This window comes from Pseudooceanicola sp. HF7, assembly GCF_011806405.1.
Lineage (GTDB): Bacteria > Pseudomonadota > Alphaproteobacteria > Rhodobacterales > Rhodobacteraceae > Pseudooceanicola.
Genome location: NZ_JAATOW010000050.1, coordinates 1 through 25,843, shown reverse-complemented (window position 1 = coordinate 25,843; position 25,843 = coordinate 1). Strand labels below are relative to the sequence as shown.

20 protein-coding genes, 1 tRNA gene and 2 pseudogenes are annotated in these 25,843 nt (G+C 65.6%); 9 read left to right on the top strand and 14 right to left on the bottom strand.

The genetic code is table 11. The annotated features are described in order from the left end of the window. Positions 1-24: 24 nt before the first annotated feature. From HCZ97_RS19155 to HCZ97_RS19140, 4 genes and pseudogenes are all read right to left on the bottom strand, one after another. Positions 25-648, bottom strand: a pseudogene (locus tag HCZ97_RS19155) (ABC transporter permease); the annotation flags it as partial. 7 nt (positions 649-655) lie between these two features. Continuing rightward, complete coding sequence (locus HCZ97_RS19150) at positions 656-2,242, bottom strand: ABC transporter substrate-binding protein (RefSeq protein ID WP_167690715.1); 1,587 nt, start codon at positions 2,240-2,242, stop codon at positions 656-658. 116 nt (positions 2,243-2,358) lie between these two features. Then, positions 2,359-3,798 (bottom strand): carnitine 3-dehydrogenase, encoded by a 1,440-nt coding sequence (locus HCZ97_RS19145; RefSeq protein ID WP_167690714.1) that lies wholly within the window; start codon positions 3,796-3,798, stop codon positions 2,359-2,361. After that, positions 3,798-4,718, bottom strand: a complete 921-nt coding sequence (locus HCZ97_RS19140) for a 3-keto-5-aminohexanoate cleavage protein (protein WP_167690713.1) — start codon at positions 4,716-4,718, stop codon at positions 3,798-3,800. The genes HCZ97_RS19145 and HCZ97_RS19140 overlap by 1 nt, the downstream gene beginning before the upstream one ends. A gap of 425 nt (positions 4,719-5,143) precedes the next feature. Here HCZ97_RS19140 and HCZ97_RS19135 point away from each other — a divergent pair, with 425 nt between their 5' ends. Further along, positions 5,144-6,082 carry a GlxA family transcriptional regulator gene (locus tag HCZ97_RS19135; protein ID WP_167690712.1) on the top strand — a complete coding sequence of 313 codons (939 nt, stop codon included), beginning with the start codon at positions 5,144-5,146 and terminating at the stop codon, positions 6,080-6,082. Between the two features lie 74 nt (positions 6,083-6,156). Here the strand turns inward: HCZ97_RS19135 and HCZ97_RS19130 are convergent. After that, positions 6,157-6,233, bottom strand: a tRNA-Met gene (locus HCZ97_RS19130). Between the two features lie 146 nt (positions 6,234-6,379). On the opposite strand from HCZ97_RS19130, the gene HCZ97_RS19125 reads away from it, so the two are divergent. Continuing rightward, a complete protein-coding gene (locus HCZ97_RS19125; RefSeq protein ID WP_167690711.1) occupies positions 6,380-7,780 on the top strand; it encodes an FAD-binding oxidoreductase in 1,401 nt (466 codons plus the stop codon). A 106-nt stretch (positions 7,781-7,886) separates the two neighbouring features. Here the strand turns inward: HCZ97_RS19125 and xylA are convergent, their stop codons facing one another. From xylA to HCZ97_RS19080, 9 genes are all read right to left on the bottom strand, one after another. Next, complete coding sequence (gene xylA / locus HCZ97_RS19120; RefSeq protein ID WP_167690710.1) at positions 7,887-9,182, bottom strand: xylose isomerase; 1,296 nt, start codon at positions 9,180-9,182, stop codon at positions 7,887-7,889. 81 nt (positions 9,183-9,263) lie between these two features. Beyond that, entirely contained in the window at positions 9,264-9,908 is a 645-nt protein-coding gene (locus HCZ97_RS19115) for a ThuA domain-containing protein (RefSeq protein ID WP_167690709.1), read from the bottom strand. After that, complete coding sequence (locus tag HCZ97_RS19110; RefSeq protein ID WP_167690708.1) at positions 9,905-11,014, bottom strand: Gfo/Idh/MocA family protein; 1,110 nt, start codon at positions 11,012-11,014, stop codon at positions 9,905-9,907. The genes HCZ97_RS19115 and HCZ97_RS19110 overlap by 4 nt, the downstream gene beginning before the upstream one ends. Beyond that, a complete protein-coding gene (locus tag HCZ97_RS19105) occupies positions 11,011-12,021 on the bottom strand; it encodes an ABC transporter ATP-binding protein (protein WP_167690707.1) in 1,011 nt (336 codons plus the stop codon). The genes HCZ97_RS19110 and HCZ97_RS19105 overlap by 4 nt, the downstream gene beginning before the upstream one ends. A 21-nt stretch (positions 12,022-12,042) precedes the next feature. Next, complete coding sequence (locus HCZ97_RS19100) at positions 12,043-13,692, bottom strand: glycoside hydrolase family 43 protein (protein ID WP_167690706.1); 1,650 nt, start codon at positions 13,690-13,692, stop codon at positions 12,043-12,045. Between the two features lie 5 nt (positions 13,693-13,697). Continuing rightward, the gene (locus tag HCZ97_RS19095; RefSeq protein WP_167690705.1) at positions 13,698-14,528 is read right to left on the bottom strand and encodes a carbohydrate ABC transporter permease; all 831 of its coding nucleotides are present in this window, start codon (positions 14,526-14,528) and stop codon (positions 13,698-13,700) included. Further along, on the bottom strand, positions 14,525-15,451 hold the full coding sequence (locus HCZ97_RS19090) for a carbohydrate ABC transporter permease (protein WP_167690704.1): 927 nt from the start codon (positions 15,449-15,451) through the stop codon (positions 14,525-14,527). Before HCZ97_RS19090 ends, HCZ97_RS19095 begins: the two co-directional genes overlap by 4 nt. An 83-nt stretch (positions 15,452-15,534) precedes the next feature. Next, positions 15,535-16,797 (bottom strand): ABC transporter substrate-binding protein, encoded by a 1,263-nt coding sequence (locus tag HCZ97_RS19085; protein ID WP_167690703.1) that lies wholly within the window; start codon positions 16,795-16,797, stop codon positions 15,535-15,537. A 117-nt stretch (positions 16,798-16,914) separates the two neighbouring features. After that, positions 16,915-17,943, bottom strand: coding sequence for a LacI family DNA-binding transcriptional regulator (locus tag HCZ97_RS19080; protein ID WP_167690702.1), 1,029 nt, complete (start codon positions 17,941-17,943; stop codon positions 16,915-16,917). A gap of 215 nt (positions 17,944-18,158) precedes the next feature. Between HCZ97_RS19080 and HCZ97_RS19075 the strand changes: the two genes are divergently transcribed. The 7 genes and pseudogenes from HCZ97_RS19075 to HCZ97_RS19045 form a co-directional block, all read left to right on the top strand. Then, entirely contained in the window at positions 18,159-19,217 is a 1,059-nt protein-coding gene (locus HCZ97_RS19075) for a LacI family DNA-binding transcriptional regulator (protein WP_167690701.1), read from the top strand. 95 nt (positions 19,218-19,312) lie between these two features. Beyond that, positions 19,313-20,368, top strand: a complete 1,056-nt coding sequence (locus HCZ97_RS19070) for a sugar phosphate isomerase/epimerase (RefSeq protein WP_167690700.1) — start codon at positions 19,313-19,315, stop codon at positions 20,366-20,368. Between the two features lies 1 nt (position 20,369). Next, complete coding sequence (locus HCZ97_RS19065) at positions 20,370-21,512, top strand: Gfo/Idh/MocA family protein (RefSeq protein WP_217701827.1); 1,143 nt, start codon at positions 20,370-20,372, stop codon at positions 21,510-21,512. Next, complete coding sequence (locus tag HCZ97_RS19060; protein WP_167690699.1) at positions 21,509-23,026, top strand: sugar ABC transporter ATP-binding protein; 1,518 nt, start codon at positions 21,509-21,511, stop codon at positions 23,024-23,026. Before HCZ97_RS19065 ends, HCZ97_RS19060 begins: the two co-directional genes overlap by 4 nt. Before the next feature lie 47 nt (positions 23,027-23,073). Further along, on the top strand, positions 23,074-24,024 hold the full coding sequence (locus HCZ97_RS19055) for an ABC transporter permease (protein ID WP_254871613.1): 951 nt from the start codon (positions 23,074-23,076) through the stop codon (positions 24,022-24,024). Positions 24,025-24,062: 38 nt separating this feature from the next. Next, the gene (locus tag HCZ97_RS19050) at positions 24,063-25,010 is read left to right on the top strand and encodes an ABC transporter substrate-binding protein (RefSeq protein WP_175581786.1); all 948 of its coding nucleotides are present in this window, start codon (positions 24,063-24,065) and stop codon (positions 25,008-25,010) included. Positions 25,011-25,124: 114 nt separating this feature from the next. Then, positions 25,125-25,843, top strand: a pseudogene (locus HCZ97_RS19045) (error-prone DNA polymerase); the annotation flags it as partial.

Genomic DNA, 25,843 nt, shown 5'->3' with positions numbered 1-25,843 from the left:
TCCCTACACGACGTCTTCCGATCTCAGGGCGGCGCGGGTCATGCGCATCATGTGCGCCAGGACCACCAGCACCAGCACCGCGACGGGCAGGGCGATGGTGTGCAGCCGGTCAAGGAAGGGCATGCCCGGATTGATCATCGCGACCGACGGGGCCCAACCCAGTTGGACGCCAAGGTAGAAGATCAGGATGTAGCTCAGCATGAACTCGGGCACCGAGATCGAGGCGAGCGTAACCGTGGAGATCAGCTTGTCCGGCCAGCGGTTGCGGTAAAGCACCGACACGAGGCCCAGGATGATCGCCAGAGGGACAGAAATCAGCGCGGCGCAACCGGCCAGGAACAGCGTGTTCGACAGGCGCCCGGCAATGGCGTTCCCGATGTCCTGACCGTTGCTGAGCGAGGTGCCCAGATCGCCGTGCAGAAGTCCGGCCAGCCAGCTGAGGTAGCGTTCGTGCACCGGCGCGTTCAGACCAAGCTCTGCGCGCAGGTTGGCCAGGGCCTCGGGCGTGGCGGACTGGCCAAGGATGGCCTGTGCCACGTCGCCCGGCAGCATCTGGGTGCCCGCGAAGATAAGGATCGACACGAGGAAGATCAGCATGAGGCCCAACGCAATGCGTTGGGCCACAAGCTTGAGGATTGCGGCGTTCATGGGCGCCTCAGGCCTTCCAGCACTTGACCGGGGCCAGGCCATTCATCAGCTCGAAGACGCCGTTTTCTTCCCAGCCCTGCACATCGGTGCTGTAGGCCTGGACGAACTCGTTGAACATCGGGCAGATCAGGCCGCCTTCTTCGCGCAGGATCTGCGCCATCTGGCTGTACTGTTCCTTGCGCGTTTCCTGGTCCAGCTCGCCCTTGGCGGCGATCAGCAGCTCGTCGAACTCGGCGTTGTCGAAGTTGGTGTCGTTCCAGTCCGCGGTGGAGAGATAGGCGGTGGTGTACATCTGGTCCTGTACCGGGCGGCCGTCCCAGTAAGAGGCGCAGAAAGGTGCCTTGTTCCAGACGTCGGACCAGTAGCCATCATCGGGCTCGCGCTTGATTTCCAGCGGGATGCCCGCGGCCTGCGCGCTTTGCTGGAAGAGCTGCGCGGCATCCACGGCCCCGGGGAAGGCGGTTTCGGCGACGCGCAGGATGATCGGGCTGCCGTCATGGCCGGAGGCTTTGTAGAGCTCCGCGGCCTTCTCGGGATCGTAGCTGCGCTGCTCGATGGTCTCGTCAAACAGCGGGTAGGTCTCGTTGATCGGGAAATCGTTGCCGACCGAGCCGTAGCCGCGCAGGATCTTGTCGACCATTTCCTCGCGGTTGATTGCGTATTTCAGCGCGTTGCGCAGGTCCTTGTTGTCGAAGGGGGCTTGGTCGCACTGCATGATGAAGACGTAGTGACCGCGGCCGGCGACGTGGTCCACGGTGATGTTGGGCGCGCGGTCCAGCAGTGTGGCGACGCGGGGGGCCACCTGGTTGACCAGGTCGACCTGGCCGGATTGCAGGGCGGCGTTGCGGGCCGTGGCATCGTTGATGATCGTCATCTCGATGGTGTCGAAGTGGCCGCGGCTTTCGTCCCAGTAGTCCTCGAATTTCTCGAAGCTGTAGCGCACGCCCGGTTCCGCCGCCACGATGCGGTAGGCGCCGGTGCCGACGCCGGCGGTGGGATCTTCGCGCCCGCCGCCCGGCTGGATGACCAGGTGGAAGTCCGACAGCAGGTAGGGCAGGTCGGCGGTGGGGGTGTCCACGGTGATGACCACCGCATTGCCATCGACCTGGATGTCGGAGATGCCGCGCATGATGCCAAGCGCGCCGGACTGGGAATCCTCGTCCGAGTGGCGCAGCAGGGTCTGGCGCACGTCCTCGGGTGTCAGGGGCTGACCATCATGGAAGGTGACGCCCTCACGGATGTTGAAGCGCCAGGTCATTGCGTCCTCGGAGGCCTCGAAGCTTTCGGCCAGGCGCGGGTTCAGCGAGCCGTCGGCGTTCACCTCGATCAGCTGTTCCCCGAAGGTGCGGATGATGTGGAAGGGCACCTGGCTTGCCGCCAGCGCCGGATCCAGCGAGGTGGTGGAGGAACCGCCGCCAAGGCCCATGCGCAGCGTGCCGCCCTTGACCGGCTCCTGGGCCATCGCCATGCGGCCGTAAAGCGAACTGGCTGCGACTGCGCCGATACCGACGGCCGAAGCACGCGTCATGAATTCGCGCCGGGACAGGCCCGCTTTACGGGTGCTTGCGGCAAGGGACTTCAGGATCTGGGTCATGTTTTTTCCGTCTTGTTTAGGGGTGCTCCGCTTGCGAGGCGGCTCGTGAGCCTCTCATGTAGCGCGGATCGTGTTCATTGCAGCGAGCCTCTGGTTATTCCTTTGACCGGCCTCCGTTAACGATCGCCGGGACGTTCGCCGACAAAACGGCCGGCGCCGTCGGCAGGGTGGCCCGCATGGGCCGCTTCGAAGTCGGCCAGCTTGCGGGCGACCTCACCTTCGGGCGGGCAGCTGCGCCGCGCCTTCAGGTCCATGTGCAGCAGCAGCGTTTCCACCGTTGCGGCCAGGGTACCGTCACCCCGGTAGAGGCGGTGGAACAGGTGCATCTTCTTGCCCTTGCCCGACAGCAGCTGGCTGGTGGCACTCAGGCGGTCACCCTCGTGCACCTCGTCAAGATAACACACATGGCTTTCCACCGTGAAGTAGCTGAGGCCCCCGGCGATATAGGCGCTGTCCGCTCCGATCAGCTCCATGAACCCGTCCGTCGCCTTGGAGCCCGCCTCAAGATAGAAGGTCTCGTTCATGTGGCCGTTGTAATCGGTCCAGGAGGGCGGCACCTGGCGATCCAGCGTGACTGGCAGGCCCTCTTTTTCACCGCTGACAGCAAGCCCGGCCTCGTGGTTGGCGACCACCCGGCCCGCGCCGCTGTCGCTGACCTTGAGCGCGCGCAGGATGCCGACAAGGTTGTCATCGCGCATCCGCTCGAGCTCGCGGATCGAATGGGCGCCGGACTGGTCATCGGACTGGCCGGCGATCAGATCGACCAGCTCATCGTTGAACTCCGGCACGTCCATCAGCTTGGTCCAGGGCCAGGACAGCGCCGGACCGAACTGGGCCATGAAGTGCTTCATGCCCGCTTCGCCCCCGGCGATCCGGTAGGTCTCGAACAGGCCCATCTGGGCAAACCGCAGGCCGAAGCCCATGCGGATCGCCTCGTCGATATCCTCGGTGCTGGCCACGCCGTCCTTCACCAGCCAGAGGCTTTCGCGCCAGATCGCTTCCAGGAGGCGGTCCGCGATATGGGCGTCGATCTCCTTCTTCACGGTCAGGGGATACATCCCCACGGCGCGCAGCAGATCGGCGGCTTTCGCGCAGGCGTCGGCATCGCCAACCAGTTCCACCAGCGGCAGCAGGTAGACCGGGTTGAAGGGATGCGCGACGAGGGCCCGGGCGCCCTTTTCGTTCAGCTCTGACGGTTTGAAGCCCGATGTGGAGGAGCCGATGACCGCTTCCGCAGGGGCGGCTTCACTGATGGCGGCGTGGATCTTGTGCTTGAGGTCCAGCCGTTCGGGCACGCTTTCCTGCACGTAGTCCGCATCGCTCACGGCCTCTTCCAGGCTGTCGCAGAAGGTCAGCTTCCCTTCGGCGGGCAGCGGCTTGTCGTAGATTGCGGGCAGGGCGCGGCGGGCATTGGCGATGACCTCGTTGATCTTGCGCTTGGCCTCCGGGTCTGGGTCGAAGACCGCGACATCGGAGCCGTTCAGCAGGAAGCGCGCGGCCCAGCCGCCGCCGATCACTCCGCCACCGATGATCGCGACCCGTGGTGCCTTCGCCATCATGCGGACACCTTCGGAGCCCGTTTCACCAGGCCCAGCTTTTCGCGCACGGCTTCGGGGCCGACGACATTGGCGCCCAGGGTCTCGGCCACGGTAACGGCCTTTTCGACCAGTTGTGCATTGGTGGCCAGCACGCCCTTGGACAGGAACAGGTTGTCCTCAAGCCCGACGCGGATGTTGCCGCCCGCCAGCATGGCCGCCGCCGCATAGGGCATCTGGTCCCGGCCCAGGCTGAAGGCCGACCAGTGCCAGTCCTCCGGCACGTTGTTGACCATGGCCATGAAGGTATTGAGGTCATTCGGCGCGCCCCAGGGCACGCCCATGCAAAGCTGAACCAGCGCGGGAGAGGTCAGGATGCCCTCCTTTACCAGCTGCTTGGCGAACCAGAGGTGGCCGGTGTCGAAGGCCTCGATTTCTGGCTTCACGCCAAGGTCGGTCATCATCTGGCCCATGGCCCGCAGCATGCCGGGCGTGTTGGTCATGACGTAGTCGGCCTCGGCGAAGTTCATCGTGCCGCAATCCAGCGTGCAGATCTCAGGCAGGCATTCCGCGATATGGGCCACCCGTTCGGCCGCGCCCACCATGTCCGTGCCGGAGGCGTTGACCGGCAGCGGCGCCTCGGTCGAACCAAAGGTGATGTCACCGCCCATCCCGGCGGTCAGGTTCAGCACCACGTCGACCTCGGCATCGCGGATCCGCTCCGTCACCTCGCGATAAAGCGCGGGCAGGCGCGACGGTGCGCCGCTTTCGGGATCGCGGACATGACAGTGAACAATCGCGGCACCGGCCTTTGCGGCATCGATCGCGCTGGCGGCGATTGCCTCTGGCGAGCGCGGCACATGCGGAGAGCGGTCCTGCGTGCCGCCCGATCCGGTCACGGCGCAAGTGATGAAGACGTCCCTGTTCATTGTCAGAGGCATGAATACTCCTGTGCGGTCGCTGCCGCCGAAACCGGCCGCAAGCGAGCTCTTCTTGATCTGGGTGCCCCGCTCAAGGCGGGCGCGGCCCGGCAGGCCGCCATGGAACACCGAATTTTCCTGCGCAGATCGATGCCCTGCGCGGGGCCTTACGTGCTATCGGGAATCGGACGTCAGACACCCCTTGGGCATCCTGGCGCGCAGGCAGCGGCCATGCGCTGATCCCGGACAATGCAAGACCTGTCGCTTGCGATATGCCCGCCCCCGTCAGGGCAGGCCGTTCTCCGGGACGTCCGATCGTCCTGCAACGCGCCTGAGGCACTGTCGCGAAGACTTGACGGGTTGGATGGAGGCAAACATAGGGGAGGCCCCTGGCCAAGTCTTATCCACGCTTGCCAAATTATTATCCATCAATGACAATATTGGCCATGAATGTCACATTCTTGCTGTTTGACGGCTTTTCAAATCTGGTCCTGTCCTGCCTGCTGGAACCCCTGCGCATGGTGCATGACCTGTATCAGGACGACATCACCTGGCGGGTCATCAGTGCCGATGATGCGCCGGTGGCCAGTTCTTCCGGATTACAGCTGACTCCAACGGTCGAACGCGCGCAGATAGAGGGGTCTGACCTGCTGGTGATCATCTCCAGCAATGGCTACCGCCAGCACCCCACGCCGGAGAACCAGCGCCTGGTCGTCTCCCTGGTTCGCCAGAGCCGATACGTGATCGGGGCGGACGCCGGGGCCTGGACGCTGGCGGCGACGGGCCTGTTGGACAACCAGCGCGCCACGCTCCACTGGTCCGTGCTGAACGAATTTGCCGAGACCTTCCCCCATGTCCGCGTCAGCCCGGATCGCTACATCCGCGAGGGGCGGATATGGACCTGCGGAGGCGCCTCCACCGCGCTTGAGCTGGTGCTGGCCTTCATCGCGGAGGAATTCGGTGCCGCGAAGGCCTTCATGACCTCGTCCATGTTCATGCATGACGCCGGTCCCGACAGGGATAAGGAGCCGGGCGCGCCCCGGATGCCCACGGCGCTGACCGTGCCCGGCCGCGATCGCATGGATGCCATCATCTCCATCATGGTGGAAACGATCGAAAACCCGCTGTCGCTGGAGGCGCTGTCGGAACGCGCCCACATGTCGCCGCGCACGTTGAGCCGGCTGTTCAAGGCGGAACTGGGCATGTCGCCGGGCCAGTATTACCGACACGTCCGTCTGGTCCATGCGCGCGAGATGGCAGAGAACACCCAGCTTGGCCTGCGAGAGATCGCCCTGCGCTCCGGCTATTCCAACGCGCCGGCGCTCAGCAAGGCCTTCCGCAAGGCCTACGGGCATTCGATCCGCAAGCCAAAGCCAAGTCTCTAGGGGACGCAGACCCAGCCAAGCCTGCGCGTCACGCGCATTCTGTCACAGGATCGGATCTTGATGTGGGGAAGGTTTGGTAGCGGAGGAGGGACTTGAACCCCCGACACGCGGATTATGATTCCGCTGCTCTAACCAACTGAGCTACTCCGCCAAACCGTGGCGCTGATTAGGCCGACTGGATTTTGAGGTCAAGCAGAAAAATGGTCCTTTCCCGGGATTGCCTTTCCTCTCCTTGCGGCAGCCTTTAGACAGGCGCGGCGCGGCCTTGGGGGCCAGGTTGCTGGAAAGGGAATGACCATGATCGAACGTCTCACCGCACTGCTCGGGGCGGCCCATGTGCTTACCGGAAAGGATGCCGAGGCCTATGGATGGGATTGGGGGCATGCCTATTTCGCCCAGCCGCTGGCCGTGGTCCGTCCCGCCTCCACCCAGGAGGTCGCCGCGGTGGTCAAACTGGCCAATGAGACAGGCACACCTGTGATCCCTCTCGCGGGTCGCACCGGGCTTGCCGGGGGCGGGCAGGGCGAAGGCGCGCTTGTCGTGTCGCTTGAGCGGATGAACCGCATCCGGGAAATCCGCCCCGGCGCGCGCTCTGCCGTGGTCGAGGCCGGGGTGATCCTGTCCCGCCTGCACGAGGCCGTGGAAGAGCATGACCTGATCTTCCCGCTGATGTTCGGCGCGCGGGGCTCCGCGATGATCGGGGGCTGCCTTGCGACCAACGCGGGGGGCTCAAACGTGCTGCGCTACGGCAATACCCGCGACCTGGTGCTGGGGATCGAGGCCGTGCTGCCGACAGGCGAGGTGGTGAACCTGCTTCAGGACCTGCACAAGAACAACTCCGGCTACGACCTGCGCCACCTTCTGATCGGCTCCGAAGGCACGCTGGGGATCATCACCGCCGCCGTGCTGCGCCTGCGGCCCAAGCCCGGTGCCTATGCCACCGCGATGCTGGGCATGGACAGCCTGGCCCCCGCGCTTGGCCTGCTCAACCGCGTGCAACTGGCCACCGGCGGCGCGGTGGAGGCTTTTGAATACATGCCGGACAGCTTCATCGAGGATTACCTGGGCCTGCATCCCGAGGGGCGCCGCCCCTTCGACGGCCGCTACCCGGTTAATATCCTGATCGAGATCGGCGCGCTCAGCCCGCGCGATTGCGAACCAGGGCCGGACGGAGTGGTACCCATCGTGGCCTACCTGGAAGAGGTGCTGGGAGAGATGCTTGAGGCCGGAGAGGTCTCTGACGCGGTGATCGCCCAGACCGGCAGCCAGCGGGCAGAGCTCTGGTCGATTCGCGAAGCCGCCAGCGAGATCGCCGCGCAACGCCATCCCATGTCGATCATGGACGTGGCCGTGCCCATCGACCGGGTGACGGATTTCCTGGAGCGCGCGGATGCGCTGCTGGCCCGGATGGATCCTAAGGCCGAGACCTCCGTGGTGGCGCACCTGGGGGACGGCAACGTGCATTACACGGTCTTCCCCTCCAGCAAGGATCCGGCTGACAAGGATCGGATCGTGGAGGCGATCGAAGGCGTGGTGCAGGAGCTGAACGGCGCGTTCTCTGCGGAACACGGCATCGGCACGCTGAAGCTCAAGACCATGGCGCGGCGCAAGGATCCCGGCGCGCTGGCGGCCATGCGGGCGATCAAGGCCGCGCTGGACCCGGCGGGCATCATGAACCCCGGCAAGCTGCTGCCATAGACCTGAGGCGGGGCGCCCTGGCGCCGCTCAAATCCCGGAGTCAAAATCGGCGCGCCCGTCTTCGGGGCGCGCCGTTGTTCTTTCCTGGTGGGCGATACCCCGCGTGTCAGACGTAGCGGTTGACGATGTCTTCCAGGTACTCCTGACGGCCCGAGCGCGGCTGCGGGTCGATGCCTTCCGCGATCACGCGCTCAGAGATACTGGCAAGGTCGCTCGACAGCATCGCCTGCGACTCCGGCTTGTCCCAGCCGGCGTAGCGTTCGCGGCGCGGGGCTTCCAGCGCTTCGTCCTCAAGCATCTTCGCCGCCGCCTTGAAGCCGCGTGCGCAGATATCCATGGCCCCGGCGTGGCCGATGATCAGATCCTCGGGGTCCAGCGACTGACGGCGCAGGCGGGCGTCGAAGTTGGTGCCGCCGGTGCTGAAGCCGCCGGCGCGCAGCACTTCGTAGTAGGCCAGCGCGGTCTCGGGCACGTTGTTGGGGAACTGGTCGGTGTCCCAGCCCGACTGATAGTCGTTCCGGTTCATGTCGATGGAGCCCAGCACGCCAAGCTCGCGGGCCAGCGCCAGCTCATGCTCGAAGCTGTGGCCCGCGAGGATGGCGTGGCCCTGCTCGATGTTCACCTTCACTTCCTTCTCAAGCCCGAAGTCCTTGAGGAAGCCGTAGATCGTGGCCACGTCGTAATCGTACTGGTGCTTGGTGGGTTCCTGCGGCTTCGGTTCGATCAGGATGGTGCCGTCGAAGCCGATCTTCTTGGCGTACTCCACCACCATGCAGAGGAAGCGCCCGGCGTGCTCGCGCTCGCGGCCCATGTCGGTATTGAGCAGCGTCTCATAGCCCTCACGACCGCCCCAGAGCACGTAGTTCGCGCCTTTTAGCCGGTGCGTGGCATCCATGCAGGCCTTCACCGTCGCCGCCGACCAGGCAAAGACATCCGGATCGGGGTTGGTGGCGGCACCGGCCATGAAGCGGCGGTTGCTGAACAGGTTCGCCGTGCCCCAGAGAAGGCGGGTCTTGGAGGTCTCCATCTTGCGCTCGAAGATGTCGATGATCTCTTCGAAGTTGCGTAGGCTCTCGGTGAAGCTCGCGCCCTCGGGGCGAATGTCGGCATCGTGGAAGCAGAAGAAGGGCACGTTCAGCAGGTCGAACATCTCGAAGGCCACGTCGGCCTTGCGGCGCGCGGCGTCCATGTCCTCTCCGAACCAGGGCCGATCGAAGGTGCGTCCGCCGAAGGGATCGCCGCCCTCGAAGGCGAAGCTGTGCCAATAGGCCACCGCGAAGCGCAGGTGGTCCTCCATGCGCTTGCCCATGACGATCTCGTCGGGATTGTAGTGGCGGAAGCAGGGGCCTTCGCCTTCGGGGTCGAATTGCAGCGGTTTGAGATCACCGAAAAAGTCAGACATGTACGATCCTTTCTTCGCCTCCGCCCCGATGGGAGAAGGCCGGGGAGTTGGGGGAGGGCAGGCGTAAGCGCCGCCCGTGGATCAGCGCGCCGCCCAGAGCAGGCCGCGGCGCAGGATTTCCTTCATCTGGGGCACCTCGAATTCCGAGGCGACATGGCCGAGGGCCGAGTAGAACACCCGCGCCTGGCCGTAACGGTGCTTCCAGACCACCGGCATGACGGTGCCCTTGGTCCAGGGGGCGTGCTCGCCCGAGAAGGTCGTGGTTGCCAGGACCTCGATGCCGGGATCGACATGCAGGTAATATTGCTCTGAGCGGTAATCGAAATCGCCAATGCCTTCGACCAGCGGGTCCTCGGGGCGGGTAATCTCGATCCGGTAGTCCAGGATATTGCCGGGGTGGGCCACCCATTGCCCGCCCACCATGAACTGGTAAGCCGGGTCCGCGCGGAAGGTGTCGCCCATGCCGCCGTGGAACCCGCCAAGCCCGGTACCCGCCTCAATGGCGGCCAAAAGGTTGGCCAGCTCATCCTTGCCGACCTGGGCCTGGGTCATCACCGGCACGATCAGGTCGTATTGGCCAAGGCCGTCTTCGCCCAGAACTGCCGTGCCCTCTTCGCGGCGGGTGTCGAAGCCTTCGGCCCGCAGCATGTCCTCGACGACCTTGGAACAGGCTTCGGGCTCGTGGCCCTCCCATCCGCCCCAGAAGATGAGTGCTTTCTTGGTCATGCGGCCTCCGCTGCGCTGATGTCTCCGGTACTGCCGCCCGCTGGCATGGCCGCCGGGCGTTCACAGGTGGTTTCCAGGGGGATAGCCCGGCCGCTTTCGGCCGAGGCCAGAAGAGTCTCGATCACCTCGAGCGCGTGCAGCGCCAGCGCGCCGCTGGCCCGGTGCGGCCGGCCCGCCTGTATCGCCGTGGCCATCTCGGCCAGGCCGAGCCCGCGGTAATTGCCATCTCCATGGGCGTGGGTGGTGGGCTGGTCCTGCCAGTCCGCGCCGTAAAGCCGCACGGTCCCGTCGAAGCGGTTCGGGTCGGGAATGACCAGGGTCCCCTCGGTGCCGTAAAGCTCAAGCGGCGCATGGCCATGTGCCTTCACGTCGAAGCTGGTGACGATCTGCACCAGCGGGCCACTGGCGAATTCCAGCACGCCGGTGATGTGCGTGGGGGTCTCGACCGGCACCGACTGGCCAGCGCGCGGGCCGGTGGCGATCACGCGGCTGTCGCGGCCCTTTGCCGCCAGGGCGGTGACCCGGCGCACGGGGCCAAGCTGCGCCACCATGGCAGTGATGTAATAGGGCCCCATGTCGAAGAGCGGCCCGGCACCAGGACCTGCGTAGTAGAAATCGGGGTTCGGGTGCCAGCGCTCGTGCCCGGGCATCATCAGCGTGGCCGTCCCGGCGGTCGGCGTGCCGATCCGACCAGCATCCAGCAGCGCGCGGGCCGATTGATGGGCGCCCCCCAGGAAGGTGTCGGGGGCGCAGCCGATGCGCAGGCCCCGCGCCTCTGCGGCCTCCAGCAGGCGCCGCGCCTCCGCAGTGCTGCCGGCCAGCGGCTTTTCGGAATAGACGTGCTTGCCTGCCTCCAGCGCCGCCAGCCCCACGTCAACGTGGGCCGCCGGGATGGTGAGGTTGAGGACGATGTCGACGTCGTCGCGCGCCATCAGTTCCGCCGGGCTCATCGCGGGCACGCCATGGGCCTCTCCCTTGGCGCGGGCGGCCTCGGGGTTCAGGTCCGCCACCGCGCGCAGGTCGATCTGGGGAAAAAGCGCGGCATTGGTCAGGTAGATTTCGCTGATGACGCCGCAGCCGACGACGCCTACTCCCAAGGGTTTCAAAATGGGTCCTCCATCCGGTTTCCGTCATGATCGAAGAGGTGCAGGTTCTCGCGCTCGGGGCTGAGGAACAGTTGCTCTCCCGGGGTAAGGCGCATCTTGCCAGGCAGGCGCACGGTGATCTCGCCCAGCTCGCCCGCATCGGCATAGACGACCGTATCGGCGCCCAGCGTCTCCACCACCTTGGCGGTGGCGGGCCAGTCGCCAGAGGCCTGGTCGGTGCGCAGATGCTCGGGGCGGATGCCCACGGTCTTCACGTCGTGCCGCCCGATGGCCCTGCCGGGCAGCAGGTTCATCTTGGGCGAACCGATGAAGGCCGCGACGAACTCGGTCGCCGGTCGGTCGTAAAGCTCCATCGGGGCGCCGACCTGTTCGATCTGGCCGCGGTTCATCACCACGATCTGATCGGCCAGGGTCATCGCCTCCACCTGGTCGTGGGTGACGTAGATCATCGTCGCATCCAGCGACTGGTGCAGTTGCGCCAGCTCCACCCGCATCTGCCCGCGCAAAGCGGCGTCCAGGTTCGACAGCGGCTCATCGAACAGGAAGACCTTGGGCTTGCGCACGATCGACCGCCCGATGGCGACGCGCTGGCGCTGCCCGCCGGAGAGCTGGGCGGGCTTGCGGTCAAGGTAGTCCTCAAGTGCGAGGATGCGCGCCGCCTCTGCCACCCGCGCCTCGCGCTCGGCGGCGGGGGTCTTGGCCAGCCGCAGCCCGAAGTCGATGTTCTGCGCCACGGTCATGTGCGGATAAAGCGCGTAACTCTGGAACACCATGGAGATGCCCCGGTCCGAGGGTTCGGCAAAGGTCACGTCCTCACCGCCGATGATCACCTCGCCGTCGGTCGGCATGGTCAGGCCGGAGATGATGCGCAGCAACGTGGACTTGCCGCAGCCGGAGGGGCCGACAAGCACGGTGAAAGAGCCTTCGGGCACCGTCAGCGTGATGTCGGGAATGACGGTCAGCGGACCGAATTTCTTGGTGATGTGGTTGAGGCGGACTTCAGCCATGGGTGCGGGTCCTTGCGTATTTCATGTCCGGGGCTCGTAGGTGAAGTGCAGGAAATCTGCGGGGCGACCGCGGCCAGAGGTGTCATGGGCGCAGATCCCGACGAAGGCGCCGGTGAAGTTGTTGCCGGGCCCGTTGCCCGCCTCGTCCGAGATCGCGGATTGATCGAGGGTGATGCCAAGATCCTGCCAGGCGCCGTCTTCGCCGGTCGCATAGCGGAAGCGCAGGCTGGCACCGTCGACATCCACGCCAAGCCGCACCGTGCCCGTGGCGGGCAGGGGGATCGGGGTGATCGGATAGCTCACCTGCGCCTCGGGCCAGTCGGCGGCACAGCTGTAGACCGTCAGCAGCCGGTTGCCCTCGGCATTGGCGGTGACGGCGAGGTAGTGGAACTTGAACCGCCCGTACCAGGAGATCAGGCCGGCGAACTGTTGGTAGTCGCCGGGGGCCACGTCGATTTCCGTCTCGGCGGCATAGGCCAGGTCGGTCTGCCGCCGCGCCACCAGCGCGTGATCGAACTGCGAGCCCGGGGCCTCACGCCCGAAGAGGCGCAACGCGCCGGGGCGTTCGTCGAGAGAGAACAGGCGGTCGGGCTCGGGGCTGCGCAGCCATTGCAGAGGCTGGGGCAGGGCGCCGGGGGCGAAGGTCATGCGGACGGGCTCTGGATCGAACCTGTGCTCGGGCAGGTCCGGAGCCTCGACGGTGGCGGCGGGCACGCAGCCGCCATGGGCCAGGCGTGGGAATTCTCCCGCCGGCCAGACCAGCTTCTGGATCGCGGTCTCACGCCCAAGAGGAGATCGGCGCACGTCATCGGCGTGAATTCCCTTCGCCCGCCCGGTCTCGATGGTCCGGGTCTCGTCCAGCGGACGGGAGCAGAGGTGGACGAGGTAGTGCTCCCCGTCCTGGGTCTCGACGATATCGGCGTGGCCTGCGCGTTGCAGGTAGGCCTCGGGCGCGTCCTTTGAGGTCAACAGGTGCTTGGCCGGATCGGTCTCATAGGGACCCAGCAGATCGCGCGAGCGCGCCATGGTCGCGGCGTGGTCGTAGCCGGTGCCGCCCTCGGCGGTCAGCAGGTAGTACCAGCCATCGCGGCGGTAGATATGCGGGCCTTCCGTCAGCTTGTGGTCCGTGCCGCGGTAGATGTTGTGCACCGGGCCGATCAGGCGCTGTTCCTCTACCGAGTACTCCTGGCAGACGATCCCGTCGAAGCGGTCGCCGCCGGTCTGGTTGTGGTCCCAGATCATGTTGAGCAGCCACTTGCGCCCATCCTCGTCATGGAAAAGCGAAGGGTCGAAGCCGGAGGAATTGAGGTAGACCGGATCGGACCAGGGCCCCTCGACCGAAGGCGCGGTGACCAGGTAGTTGTGGCTGTCCTTCCAGGCCCCGTCACGGCGCTTCACGTCCGTGTAGATCAGCCAGAACAGGCCATCGGCATAGGTCAGGCAGGGCGCCCAGATCCCGCCGGAGTCGGGATCGCCGCGCATGTCCAGCTGGGCCGCGCGCTCCAGCGGGCGCTTGACCAGCTGCCAGTTGCGCAGATCGCGCGAGTGGTGGATCTGCACGCCGGGGAACCATTCGAAGGTGGAGGTGGCGATGTAGTAATCGTCACCCACCCGCACGATCGACGGGTCCGGGTTGAAGCCGGGAAGGATCGGATTCCGGATTTCACTCATTGAAGTCATCCTTTGACGGCGCCGCCGGTCAGGCCCGCGACGATGTATTTCTGCGCGGCGAGGAAGAAGACGATGGCGGGCACCAGCGTGAGGGTCACGAAGGCCAGGGTCCGGTTCCATTCGGTGACGTATTCTCCGCGGAACTGCATCATGCCAAGCGGCCAGGTGAAGACCTCACGTGAGTTCAGGACCACCAGCGGCAGCAGGAAGTTGTTCCAGCTCTGCACGAAGACGAAGACCCCCACCGTGGCCAGGATCGGCGCAGAGAGCGGCAGGGTGAATCGCCAGAAGAAGCGCACGTAGCCGCAGCCGTCGATATAGGCGGCCTCGAAAAGCTCTTTGGGGAGCTGTTCGAAGAAGGTGCGGAAGAGCAGGATCGCCAGCGAGAGAGAGAAGGCGGTTTGCGGCAGGATCACCGCCCACCAGGTGTCCAGCAGCCCCACGTCACGCACCTTGATGAAGAGCGGCAGGATCGCCGTGGCGAAGGGGAACATCAGCCCCAGCAGCAGGTAGGAAAACAGCATCCTTGAGCCGAAGAACTTGATCTGCGCAAAGACATAGGCCGCCGCCGCGCCGACGATCAGCGTCAGCACCACCGCGACCGAGGAGATCAGCATCGAGTTGCCCAGGTAGCGCCAGAAAGCCGGGTCCGCGACGATAGAGCCGTAGAACTCCCAGTTCCAGCTTTCCGGCAGGGCCAGGGCGTTGGTGCGGATCTCGGCGTTGGACTTGAAGCCGCCCAGCACCGTCGCCACCATCGGGGCCAGCACGAAGCTGGCCACCAGGCACAGGAAGGCGACACGGAGGATGTTGCGAAGCAGATGGCCGCGGGTCATGCCTTGTCGCCTTTCATGAAGAAGCGCTGGTAGAAGACGGCGACGGTGATCGCCGCGACGAAAAGGATCACCCCGACGGCGCTGCCGAAGCCGATGTTCAGGCGGGTCAGGCCGAAGGTGTAGAGGTAGGTGACGATGGTATGGGTCTGGTTCGACGGGCCGCCATTGGTCAGCGGGATAATCACGTCAAAGACCTGCAGCGCGCCGATGATGGCGAAGAAGGCGCTGACGATGATCGCCGGCTTGATGTGCGGGATCTGTACGTAGCGCACGATCTGCAACCGCTTGGCGCCCTCGATCCGGCCGGCCTCGATCAGGTCTTCGGGGACCGATTGAAGGGCGGCGATGTAGATCATCATGTGAAAGCCGAAGTACTTCCAGACGATCACGGTCATCACCGCGACAAAGGCCCAGTCCCGGTCGGCCAGGATGAAGAAACTGTCCACGCCCATGGATTGCGCGATGGTGGCGGTGACGCCGTAGTTGCCGTCGAAGACGAAGCTCCAGATCAGGCCCGCGGCCACCTCTGCCAGGATATAGGGCAGGAAAAAGATCAGCCGGAACACAGCGTTCGTCGGCGTCTTGCGGAAGATCATCAGCGCCAGCAGCAGCGCCAGCGGCATCTGGATCAGCAGGGAGATCGCGACGATCTTCACCGTGTTGCCGACCGCCTTGTGGAAGACCGAATGCCCGGCGATCCGCTGGTAGTTTTCCAGTCCGACGAAATCGCTGGGAGCGCCGTAGCCGTTCCAGTTGAAGAACGAATAATAGCCGGACTCGCCCAGCGGCAGGATCACGAAGAGGGTGAAGAGGATCAGCGCAGGAGGCAGCAGGATCAGGATGGCGCTGATGCGACCGTTTCCTAGGCTGCGGCGCAGGCGTTCGGACGCCGGCAATCTCCGGCTGGCGGCGGCAGTGGCCATGCCAGTCTCCGGTATGTCAGGAAGGGAAATATGGGGATGCCGCGCGCCGGTTTGGGCAGCGCGCGGCGCTTAAGGGACAGGCGTCAGCGGAAGCTCCAGGCCTCCTGGACCTGCGCTGCGGCCTCCTCGGGCGTGATCGCACCCTGGGCAAGGTCAGCAGAGATGTCGTTGACCGTCGCGCCGACCGAGGCTCCCAGGAACTGGTCGAGGAAGATCTGGTGGTAGGAACTGTCCTCGATATCTTTGGAAACCTGGGCGTAGAAGGGGTTCTCCAGCGCGTCGCCGGTGCCTTTTACGATGGGGATGAATAGCTGCTGGCGCGCACCCTCGCGCTGGTTCTCCGCGCTCAGCATATAGGCCAGGAACTCGACCGCCTCGGGCGCTGCCGAATTGGACACGGCCCAGCCGTTGATGCCGCCCAGGGTAGCCGCTTCGCCGCCCTCTGCCACGGGATCGGAGATCGCCGGGAAGTTGACGATTGCCAGCTGGTCGTCCGGCAGGCCTTCGCCGCTGGAGGAGCGCTCGCGCATCGGCAGGTAATCCCAGTCGCCCATCAGGTGGAAGGCGCCCGCGCCATCGGCGAACATGCCGCTCGCGGTCTCGTAGGTGGTACCCATGTAGCCGGGCTGGAAGGGTTCAAGTGCGACCAGCTCCTGGAAGTCCTCGCCCGCGGCGACAAAGGCCTCGTTCTCAAAGCCGCCGTCTTCGCCCGACATCGCCTGAGAGATGATGTCCTTGCCGCCTTCACGCAGCGCCAGGTAGCTCCAGTAGAAGTGGACCGGCCACTTGTCCTGACCGCCGACGACGATCGGGGTGATGCCCGCGTCCTTCAGCGTCTGAACCGCGCCCAGGAAATCCTCCCAGCTCTTGATCCCGTCCAGGTCGATGCCTGCCTGATCGGTCAGCGCCTTGTTGGTCCAGAAGATGACCTCGGTGGCGTAAAGCGGCAGACCGTAAAGCGTGCCGTCGACCGAATAGGCGGTCAGCCCGGCTTCAGGGATGGTCTCGATGAAGCTTTCGGACAGCATGCTGTCGATCGGCTGCAGGAAGCCTGCCTCGGCCTGTTCAACCAGCGTCTGGCCGCCCCAGCTGTAGAAGATGTCAGGGCGCGCGTCGGACTGCAGCAGCGTCGGCAGCTTGGACTTGTAAGCCTCGTTGGCGATGTATTCGAAGGTGACGTTGACACCCTCGTGCTCGGCCTCGAACGCCTCGGCGATCTGCTCGTAATAGGCCTCTTGCTCATCGTTCACGGTGACGCGCAGCACGTTGATCTCGGTCTGCGCCATGGCCGCCCCGGCCGAAGCCAGCCCAGCCAAAAGTGCCGTCATTGCAACGGTATGTCTCATGGTTTCCTCCCTGGATTGATTCGCCGCGGGTCCTCCACCCGGGCTCGGCGAACTCTTGATATTTGACTAACGTACATCAAAAGAAGGCGCAGAGCAATCCGCCAGTCACCGGGATTTCTACGGCAGGTTGTCTCGCATGTAGATCTCTACCCCTATGGGCTCGTCGAGCGCGGGTTGGGGCTGGTCGTCAAGCAGGCTGCGCAAAAGCTGGATGGCGCCCTGGACCTCGCGTCGGCTGTTCTGGTGCAGGACGGCGTCGAAGCTGCCGTCAAGCAGCGCCTCGCGGGAAAAGCGGGTCAGCTCGTGCACCACAACGGAAACCTCACGCCCGGGCGGCAGGCCGGCCAGCGCTTCGGCCACGCCGCGGTTGCCCGCGCCCAGGCTGTAGACGCCGACGATGCCCGGATCCGCCGCAAGCCGCTCTGCCAGCTGGTCCCGGACGCGGTCCTTGTCGTCCAACCCTTCGAGTGGCGCGGCGATCTCCTGTTCGGGGAATTCCGTGCGCAGGACCTGCTCGAATCCCAGCCGCCTCTCGGCGTGGTCCCGCAGCAGCATGGAGCCGCTGACCATCGCGACTCGGCCCGTGCGACCCCTGCAAAACCTGCCCAGAAGGCTGCCAGCGGTGCGGCCTGCCTGGACGTTGTCGATGCCCACGAAGCCCTGCTTCTCTGGCCCGGGAAGGTCCGAAACCAGCGTGACGACCGCCACGCCACGGGCGCGAAGCTCGCGCACTGCGATGCGCACGATGGTGGCGTCTGTCGCCACCATGGCGACCCCGTCGATGGCCTCCGGATCAAGGCTGCGCAGCAGCTCGGCCAGGGCATTCGCATCAAAGGCCGGGACCTTGCGGGTTTCGATCACGGTGGAGTCGCGCAGGGCCGCTGCGGCCTCTTCCGCGACATCCTTTTCCAGCGTGCGCATGAAGCTGTTCTGCCCGTCCGGCAGGATGAAGCACAGCCGGTAGCGGCGCTTGCGCGATAGGTTGGCGGCGGCGATGTTACGCTCGAATCCAAGGCTGTCGATCGCCTCCATCACGCGGCTGCGGGTCTTGGCGCGCACACCGTTGCGGCTGTTCAGAACCCTGTCGACGGTCGACAGGCTTACGCCCGCAACCCGGGCCACATCGTGAATTGTCGGGCGAGTCATCGGGTTTGTTCGTCTCCGGTCGGGCGCGCCTTGAAGGTACGTACGTCATTTTTTGAAATGTTAGCAGAGAAGACTTTGGGAATGAAGGCTTCCGATAGTCGGGCCTTGCAGGGCACAGGCTGGCAGTGGGGAGACGCGGATTTTGATAGACGTCTATCAAAATTCAATTGACGGCATGGGTTTTCGCTGCAAGCCTGCGGGCAGGGAGGACTGCAATGAACAGACGGCCACCGACTTTGTCGGATGTCGCCCGTCGCGCTGGCGTGAGCTACGCGACGGCGGACCGTGTCGTGAACGGCCGCGCCGGCGTCTCCGAGAAGGCGGCGCGCAAGGTGCATGCCGCGATCAAGGGGCTGGGCTACATCCGCAACGTGGCGGCCGCCAACCTGTCCCAGCAGCGCCTCTATCGCTTTGCAATTGTCCTGCCCTCGGGGTCCAACGCCTTCTTCCAGCGCATGCAGGTCCTCTTTGCCGAGGCCGCCGCGCGCCTGCTGGCCGACCGCATCAGCCTGCTGATCGAAAGCGTGGAGGCCTTTGATCCGAAGGCCCTGACCACACGCATGACCGCCCTGGCAGAGGAACGCCTGGACGGGGTGGCGCTGGTGGCCAGCGATGATGAACAGACAGCCGCCGGCATCGCCGCGCTTCGGGCACGGGAAATCCCCGTGGTTACCCTGGTCTCGGACCTGCCGGGATCGCAGCGCGACGCCTATGTCGGCATCGACAACGTGGTCGCGGGCCGCACGGTGGGCCGGCTGATCCGCATGGCCCATGGCGGGCGCCGGGGCCGGGTGCTGCCGGTGGTCGGCGCGCTCTCTGCCCGCGACCACGCCGAACGGCTCACCGGCATGCGCGAGGTGCTTGGCGGCGATTTCGACTTCGCGCCGGTGCTTGAGGGCCGCGACCGCCACGAGCTGGTGCAGAAGCTCATCGGTGATGCCCTGGCCGACGACCCGGAAATCACCGCGATCTACAGCGCCGGGGCGGGCAACGCGGGCCTTGTCCGGCTGCTCGATTCCCTGCCGTCTCAGGCGACACGGCCCTACGTCTTCCTGCATGAGCTGGTCCCGCATTCACGCCGCGCCCTTGAGGAAGGGCGCATCGACGTGATCATCGACCAGCGACCCGAGGAAGAGGTGGCCCGCGTGGTGGAGCACCTGAAGCTTTTGGCGGACCGGCGCGCGCTGGTGCGCACGGATCCGATCGTTCCGACCATCTTCCTGCGTGAGAACCTGCCACAGGCGCAGGCCGACGCGCTGGAGGCGGCGGGCTGACACCGTCGGTCGTCGCGGGGGACGCCCCCGGGGCAGCCGGCAAACTGAATGACCATTGGAGGCCGCCGTTTGTCGGCGGTGAAAAGGGGGAGACTATGAAGACCATCAAGGGACCAGGCCTGTTTCTGGCGCAGTTCGCCGGCGATAGCGCGCCGTTCGATTCCTGGGACGGCATCACCAAGTGGGCCGCGGATTGCGGCTACAAGGGCGTGCAGGTCCCGGTCTGGGACGCGCGGCTGGTCGATCTGGACAAGCTGGCGTCCTCGCAGACCTATTGCGATGAATGGGCGGGCCAGGCACGCGACAACGGCGTTGAGGTGACGGACCTGTCGACCCATGTTCTGGGCCAGCTGGTTGCCGTGCACCCCGCCTACGACGCCTGGGTAGACGGCTTTGCCGCGCCAGAGGTGCAGGGCAAGCCGAAAGAGCGCACCGAATGGGCCGTCGAACAGGTCAAGAAGGCGCTCACCGCCTCGAAGAACCTTGGCATCGGGCAGCATGTGACCTTCTCCGGTGGGCTCTGCTGGCCATTCATCTACCCCTTCCCGCAGCGCCCCCAGGGCATGGTGGACACGGGCTTCGATGAACTGGCGCGCCGCTGGCGTCCGATCCTGGATCACGCCGAGGATTGCGGCGTCGATGTCTGCTATGAGATCCACCCGATGGAAGACCTGCACGACGGCGTCACCTTCGAGATGTTCCTTGAAAAGCTCGACGGGCACGCGCGCTGCAACATGCTCTACGATCCGTCGCACTACGTGCTGCAGTGCCTCGATTACCTCGACAACATCGACATCTATGCTGAACGCATCAAGATGTTCCACGTCAAGGACGCGGAGTTCAACCCGACCGGGCGGCAGGGCGTCTACGGCGGTTACCAGCCCTGGGTGGACCGCGCCGGGCGGTTCCGCAGCCTGGGCGACGGGCAGGTCGATTTCAGCGCGATCTTCGCCAAGATGGCCGCGATCGACTTCGACGGCTGGGCCGTGGTCGAATGGGAATGCGCCCTGAAACACCCCGAGGACGGCGCGCGCGAGGGCGCCCAATTCGTCAAGGATCACATCATCCGCGTCACGCCACATGCCTTCGATGACTTCGCGGGCGGCGACATCGACGAGGCAACCAACAAGAAACTTCTGGGGATCGGCTGACATGACACGTATCAGACTGGGCATGGTCGGCGGCGGCAACGACGCCTTCATCGGCGGGGTTCACCGCATCGCAAGCCGCATCGACGGGCATTTCGACCTGGTGGCGGGCGCGCTTTCCTCCACCCCCGAAAAGGCGCGCGCCAGCGCCGAGGCCCTGGGGCTGGACCCGTCCCGCTCCTACGGCAGCTTCGAGGAGATGGCAGAAGCCGAGGCGGCGCGCGAAGATGGTATCGAGGCCGTCAGCATCGTCACCCCGAACCACGTGCATTTCCCCGCCGCACAGGCCTTCCTGTCGCGGGGCATCCACGTGATCTGCGACAAGCCCCTGACCGCGACCTTCGAGGATGCCGAGGCGATGGAAAAGGCCGTGGCCGAAAGCAAGGCGCTCTTCATCCTGACCCATAACTACACCGGCTACCCGATGATCCGACAGGCCCGGCAGATGGTGGCCGACGGCGCGCTTGGCAAGATCCGCCTCGTTCAGGCGGAGTACCCCCAGGATTGGCTGACCGACGCGGCAGAGACCGAAGGCGTCAAACAGGCCGAATGGCGCACTGACCCGGAACGCTCCGGGGCAGGGGGCTCCATCGGGGATATCGGCACCCATGCCTATAACCTTGCCTGCTTCGTCTCCGGACTGACCGGGCAAGAGCTGGCAGCGGATCTGCAAAGCTTCGGCGCGGGGCGCCAGCTGGACGACAACGCCCACATCCTGCTGCGCTACGAGGGTGGCGCGCGCGGCATGCTCTGGTGCAGCCAGGTCGCGCCGGGCAATGAAAACGGCCTGCGCCTGCGCCTCTACGGCGAAAAGGGCGGGCTGGAATGGGCGCAGGAAGATCCGAACTACCTGTGGTTCACCCCCCATGGCGACGCCACGCGCCGCCTGACACGCAACGGACCCGGCGCCATCGAGGCCTCGACCTCGGTCAGCCGCATCCCGGCCGGCCATCCGGAGGGCTACCTTGAGGGCTTCGCCACGATCTACACCGAGGCGGCCGAGGCGATCCGCGCCGTGCAGGGTGGCCAGACGCGCGAGGCGGTGATGGGCGTCCTGCCGGGGATCGGCGCCGGGCTTGAGGGCATGGCCTTCATCCGTGCCTGCGTCGCCTCTGCAGGCAAGAACGCGGCGTGGACCAAGCTATGACCACGCCCTCCGTCCTTGCGCTCCGGCAGGTGACCAAGAGCTTCGGCCCCGTGGAGGTTCTCCACGGGGTGACGCTCGACCTGCGGGCGGGCGAGGTGCTGGCGCTGATCGGAGAGAACGGCGCCGGCAAATCGACCACGATGAAGATCCTTGCCGGGATCGAGGCGCCCAGCGGTGGGCGTATCCTGCTGGACGGGGAAGAGGTCTCCTTCGGATCCCTGCACGACGGGGAAGAAGCCGGGGTGGTGATGATCCACCAGGAATTCAACCTGGCCGAACAGCTGACCGTTGAACAGAACATCTTCCTCGGCCGTGAGCTTCGCAAGGGCCTGCTGCTGGACAAGGCGCAGATGCGGCGGCTGACGCGCGAGTACCTCGCACGGATCGACTGCCAGATCGACCCGGACACGCTGGTGTCGAAATTGTCCAACTCCGACAAGCAGATGGTAGAGATCGCAAAGGCGCTCAGCCGCGACGCGCGGGTGCTAATCATGGATGAACCGACAGCGGTGCTGACCGGCTCTGAAACCCGCATCCTGTTTGAGCAGGTCCGCGCGCTCAAGGCCTCGGGCACGGCGATCCTCTTTACCTCGCACAAGCTGGGTGAGGTGGCAGAGATCGCCGATACGGTGACCGTGCTGCGCGACGGCACGCTGGTTCACGACGGCCCGGCCCGCGACATCACCGAGGACCAGATGGCCACCGCCATGGTGGGCCGCGATGTTTCTGACCTTTACCCTGACAAGCCGGCGGCCGCGCCGGGGCGCGAGGTGCTTCTGCGCGTCGAGGGGCTGAGCGTTCCGGACCGCGCCAACGACATCTCCTTCGAGCTGCACAGGGGAGAGATCCTTGGCATCGCCGGCCTCATCGGCTCGGGCCGGACAGAGGCGATGGAGGGGCTCTGCGGCCTGCGCCCCGCCACCAGCACCCGGATCGAGATCGCCGGAACCCCGGTCAGCATCTCCCGGCCCGGCGACGCGCTGGCCCATGGGCTGTGCTACCTGACCGAGGACCGCAAGCTGCGCGGGCTGCTGCTGGACAAGGGCATGCGCGAGAACCTGACGCTTCAGGCGCTGCACAAGTACGGCCGCGTCCTGATCGACTTTTCCGCAGAGGAGCGCGCGCTCGACCAGGCCATCGACGAGTTCGACATCCGCGCCGGGGCCAGGACCATGCGCGTCGGCAACCTCTCGGGTGGCAACCAGCAGAAGCTGCTGCTGGCCAAGGTGATGCAGTCCGAACCGATGATCCTGATTGTCGATGAACCGACCCGCGGCATCGACATCGGCACCAAGCAACAGATTTACGCCTTCCTTCGCAAGCTCGCCGAGGACGGCCATGGGATCGTGGTGATCTCTTCCGAGATGCAGGAGGTGATCGGCCTCTCGGACCGGGTGATGGTGATGCGCTCGGGCCGGTTGGCCAAGGTGCTGACCGGCGACCAGATCACCGAAGACATCATTGTCCGGCACGCCATGGGCGTCGGCACGGGCAGCACGGAAAGGGTAGCATGATGAGCAGTGAAACTGCGGCAGCCAAACCACGCAGGGCGCTCCCCTCGATGAGCGTCCTGGGGCCGGTGATCGCGCTTGTGGTGCTGATCCTGGTGGGCACGGCGTTGAACTCCAACTTCCTGAGCGCGGCCAATATCACCAACGTGCTGGCGCGCTCGGCCTTCATCGGCATCATCGCCGTGGGCATGACCTTCGTGATCACCGCTGGCGGGCTCGACCTCTCGGTCGGCTCCATGGCGGCCTTCATCGCCGGGTTGATGATCCTGGTGATGAACGCCGCCCTGCCGGTGCTGGGGGTCGGGATACCGATCATCCTGCTGGGAATGGTCGTGGCCCTGGTCGCGGGGATCGCGGCGGGACTGTTGAATGGCTTCCTCATCACCACCCTGGGGATCGAGGCCTTCATCGTCACGCTTGGCAGCATGGGTATCTACCGCAGCCTGGTGACCTGGCTGGCGGACGGCGGCACGCTCAGCCTCGATTTCGGGCTGCGCACCTTCTACCGCCCCGTCTACTTCGGGGGTATCTTCGGGGTGAGCTGGCCGATCATCGTCTTCGCGCTGACCGTCATCGTCGGTGAGGTGCTGATGAGCCGCGCGCGCTTCGGGCGCCATTGCGCCGCCATCGGCTCGAATGAGAACGTGGCGCATTATTCCAACGTCAACGTGAACCGCACCCGGCTGCTGACCTATGCCATGCTGGGCATGCTCGTGGGCGTGGCGACGATCATGTACGTGCCGCGCCTCGGCTCTGCCTCTGCCTCCACCGGCGTGTTGTGGGAGCTTGAGGCGATCGCGGCGGTGATCATCGGCGGCACCATCCTCAAGGGCGGCTTCGGCCGCGTCTGGGGCACGGTGATCGGCGTGCTGATCCTCAGCATGATCGACAACATTCTCAATCTGACCGACCTGGTCTCGCCCTATCTCAACGGCGCGATCCAGGGGGTCATCATCATTCTCGCAGTGATCTTGCAGCGGGAAGCCAAGGCGAAGGGATAGCCCTTCGCCAATCCAAGGGAGGAAACGAAATGTCTTACATGAAGACGCTGATGGCCGGATGCACGGTGCTTGCGCTTGGCGCAGGCGGGGCGCTCGCGCAGGATGGAGAGACCAAGGTGATCGGCGTGTCGATCCCCGCGGCGACCCATGGCTGGGCCGGTGGCATGAACTTCCACGCACAGCAGACCGTGGAGCGCCTGGAGGAGGTTTATCCCGGTCTCGACTTCGTGCTCGCCACGGCCTCCGATCCGGGCAAGCAGGTCAATGATATCGAAGACATGGTGGCGACGCGCAACATCGACGCGCTGGTCGTGCTGCCCTTCGAATCCGATCCGCTGACGCCGCCGGTGCAGGCCGTTGCCGAAAGCGGCGCCTGGGTCACCGTGGTGGATCGCGGGCTGTCGGTGGAAGGGATCGAGGATCTCTACGTCGCAGGTGACAACCCCGGCTTCGGGCGCGTCTCGGGCGAATACATGGTCTCGCAGATGCCCGAGGGCGGCAAGATCGTCGTGCTGCGCGGCATCCCCACCACCATCGACAACGAGCGTGTCGAGGGCTTCCAGTCCGCCATCGAGGGCTCGGGCATCGAGATCATCGACATGGAGCACGGCAACTGGAACCGCGACGACAGCTTCAACGTCATGCAGGACTTCCTGTCCAAGCATGAGCAGATCGATGCGGTCTGGGCCTCGGATGACGACATGGCGGTGGGCGTGCTGGCGGCGATCGACGCGGCCGGGCGCGATGACGTGGACTTCGTGCTTGGCGGTGCCGGCATGAAGGAGATGATCCAACGCGTGATGGACGGGGACGAGATGATCCCCGCAGATGTCACCTATCCGCCGTCGATGATCGCCACGGCGATCGAGCTGACCGCGGTCGGCCTGACCTCGAACGCGCCGGTGTCCGGCACCTTCACCATCGGTTCGGTGCTGATCACCGCAGAGAACGCAGAGCAGTTCTACTACCCTGACAGCCCCTTCTAAGGGTCTTTTCCGGGCGGGCCAGGGGGCCCGCCCGGATGCTTTTTCCCCGCGCGGCAAAGAGGCGCTGACCCTGTCACAGCAGTGACAAACGGGGACTCCAAAAAAGAACAAAACGTGAATATACTGGACGGCATCATGTTGTCCGAACTTTGCGTCCTGTCCAATTTCACCTTCCTCACCGGGGCCTCCCATCCGGAGGAATACATGTGCCGTGCGGCAGAGCTGGGGATGGGCGCGCTGGCGATCGCGGATGTGAACTCCGTGGCCGGGATCGTGCGTGCCCATGCCCGGGCGCGGGAAATGGCGCGGCTGGCGGCGGAACATGCGCGGGCGGTGGAAAGGGACGGGCCCATCGGGCCGCCGAAGCCTGCGCATCTGCCCGATCCGCCGGGGCTTTCCGCGCCGCGCCTGATTCCGGGTGCGCGCCTTGTGCTGCAGTGCGGGCTGTCCATGACGGCCCTGCCACGGGACCGCGCGGCCTGGGGGCGCCTGTGCCGGCTGCTGACGCTGGGCCGGCAGCGGGCCCCGAAAGGCGATTGCGAGCTTCATCTTGAGGATCTTCTGGCCCCCGGCGCGGTCGAGGGGCTCCACCTTCTGCTGCACCCGCCACAGGTGCGCTCGGGGCAACGCGGCGCGGGCGAGTGGTTGCCCAGGGCGCGCGCGCTGACGCGCCGCCTTGGCGGGCAGATGCACCTGGTGCTGACCCCGGGATACGACGGGCAGGACCGGGTGCGGCTGGCCGCGCAGGCCGGGCTGGCGCGGGGGCTGCACCTGCCGGTCATGGCCTCTTCCGCGCCGCTCATGCATGAAAGCCGCCGCCGCCGCATGGCCGC

What these genes read in the sequence shown, in the direction of transcription:
- HCZ97_RS19095 (WP_167690705.1), bottom strand. Translation starts at nt 14,528, where the DNA reads ATGACCCGCGGCCATCTGCTTCGCAACATCCTCCGTGTCGCCTTCCTG.
- xylA (WP_167690710.1), bottom strand. Translation starts at nt 9,182, where the DNA reads ATGTCTGACTTTTTCGGTGATCTCAAACCGCTGCAATTCGACCCCGAA.
- HCZ97_RS19090 (WP_167690704.1), bottom strand. Translation starts at nt 15,451, where the DNA reads ATGGCCACTGCCGCCGCCAGCCGGAGATTGCCGGCGTCCGAACGCCTG.
- HCZ97_RS19115 (WP_167690709.1), bottom strand. Translation starts at nt 9,908, where the DNA reads ATGACCAAGAAAGCACTCATCTTCTGGGGCGGATGGGAGGGCCACGAG.
- HCZ97_RS19075 (WP_167690701.1), top strand. Translation starts at nt 18,159, where the DNA reads ATGAACAGACGGCCACCGACTTTGTCGGATGTCGCCCGTCGCGCTGGC.
- HCZ97_RS19135 (WP_167690712.1), top strand. Translation starts at nt 5,144, where the DNA reads ATGAATGTCACATTCTTGCTGTTTGACGGCTTTTCAAATCTGGTCCTG.
- HCZ97_RS19100 (WP_167690706.1), bottom strand. Translation starts at nt 13,692, where the DNA reads ATGAGTGAAATCCGGAATCCGATCCTTCCCGGCTTCAACCCGGACCCG.
- HCZ97_RS19055 (WP_254871613.1), top strand. Translation starts at nt 23,074, where the DNA reads ATGAGCGTCCTGGGGCCGGTGATCGCGCTTGTGGTGCTGATCCTGGTG.
- HCZ97_RS19070 (WP_167690700.1), top strand. Translation starts at nt 19,313, where the DNA reads ATGAAGACCATCAAGGGACCAGGCCTGTTTCTGGCGCAGTTCGCCGGC.
- HCZ97_RS19140 (WP_167690713.1), bottom strand. Translation starts at nt 4,718, where the DNA reads ATGCCTCTGACAATGAACAGGGACGTCTTCATCACTTGCGCCGTGACC.
- HCZ97_RS19105 (WP_167690707.1), bottom strand. Translation starts at nt 12,021, where the DNA reads ATGGCTGAAGTCCGCCTCAACCACATCACCAAGAAATTCGGTCCGCTG.
- HCZ97_RS19050 (WP_175581786.1), top strand. Translation starts at nt 24,063, where the DNA reads ATGAAGACGCTGATGGCCGGATGCACGGTGCTTGCGCTTGGCGCAGGC.
- HCZ97_RS19060 (WP_167690699.1), top strand. Translation starts at nt 21,509, where the DNA reads ATGACCACGCCCTCCGTCCTTGCGCTCCGGCAGGTGACCAAGAGCTTC.
- HCZ97_RS19145 (WP_167690714.1), bottom strand. Translation starts at nt 3,798, where the DNA reads ATGGCGAAGGCACCACGGGTCGCGATCATCGGTGGCGGAGTGATCGGC.
- HCZ97_RS19080 (WP_167690702.1), bottom strand. Translation starts at nt 17,943, where the DNA reads ATGACTCGCCCGACAATTCACGATGTGGCCCGGGTTGCGGGCGTAAGC.
- HCZ97_RS19150 (WP_167690715.1), bottom strand. Translation starts at nt 2,242, where the DNA reads ATGACCCAGATCCTGAAGTCCCTTGCCGCAAGCACCCGTAAAGCGGGC.
- HCZ97_RS19065 (WP_217701827.1), top strand. Translation starts at nt 20,370, where the DNA reads ATGACACGTATCAGACTGGGCATGGTCGGCGGCGGCAACGACGCCTTC.
- HCZ97_RS19085 (WP_167690703.1), bottom strand. Translation starts at nt 16,797, where the DNA reads ATGAGACATACCGTTGCAATGACGGCACTTTTGGCTGGGCTGGCTTCG.
- HCZ97_RS19125 (WP_167690711.1), top strand. Translation starts at nt 6,380, where the DNA reads ATGATCGAACGTCTCACCGCACTGCTCGGGGCGGCCCATGTGCTTACC.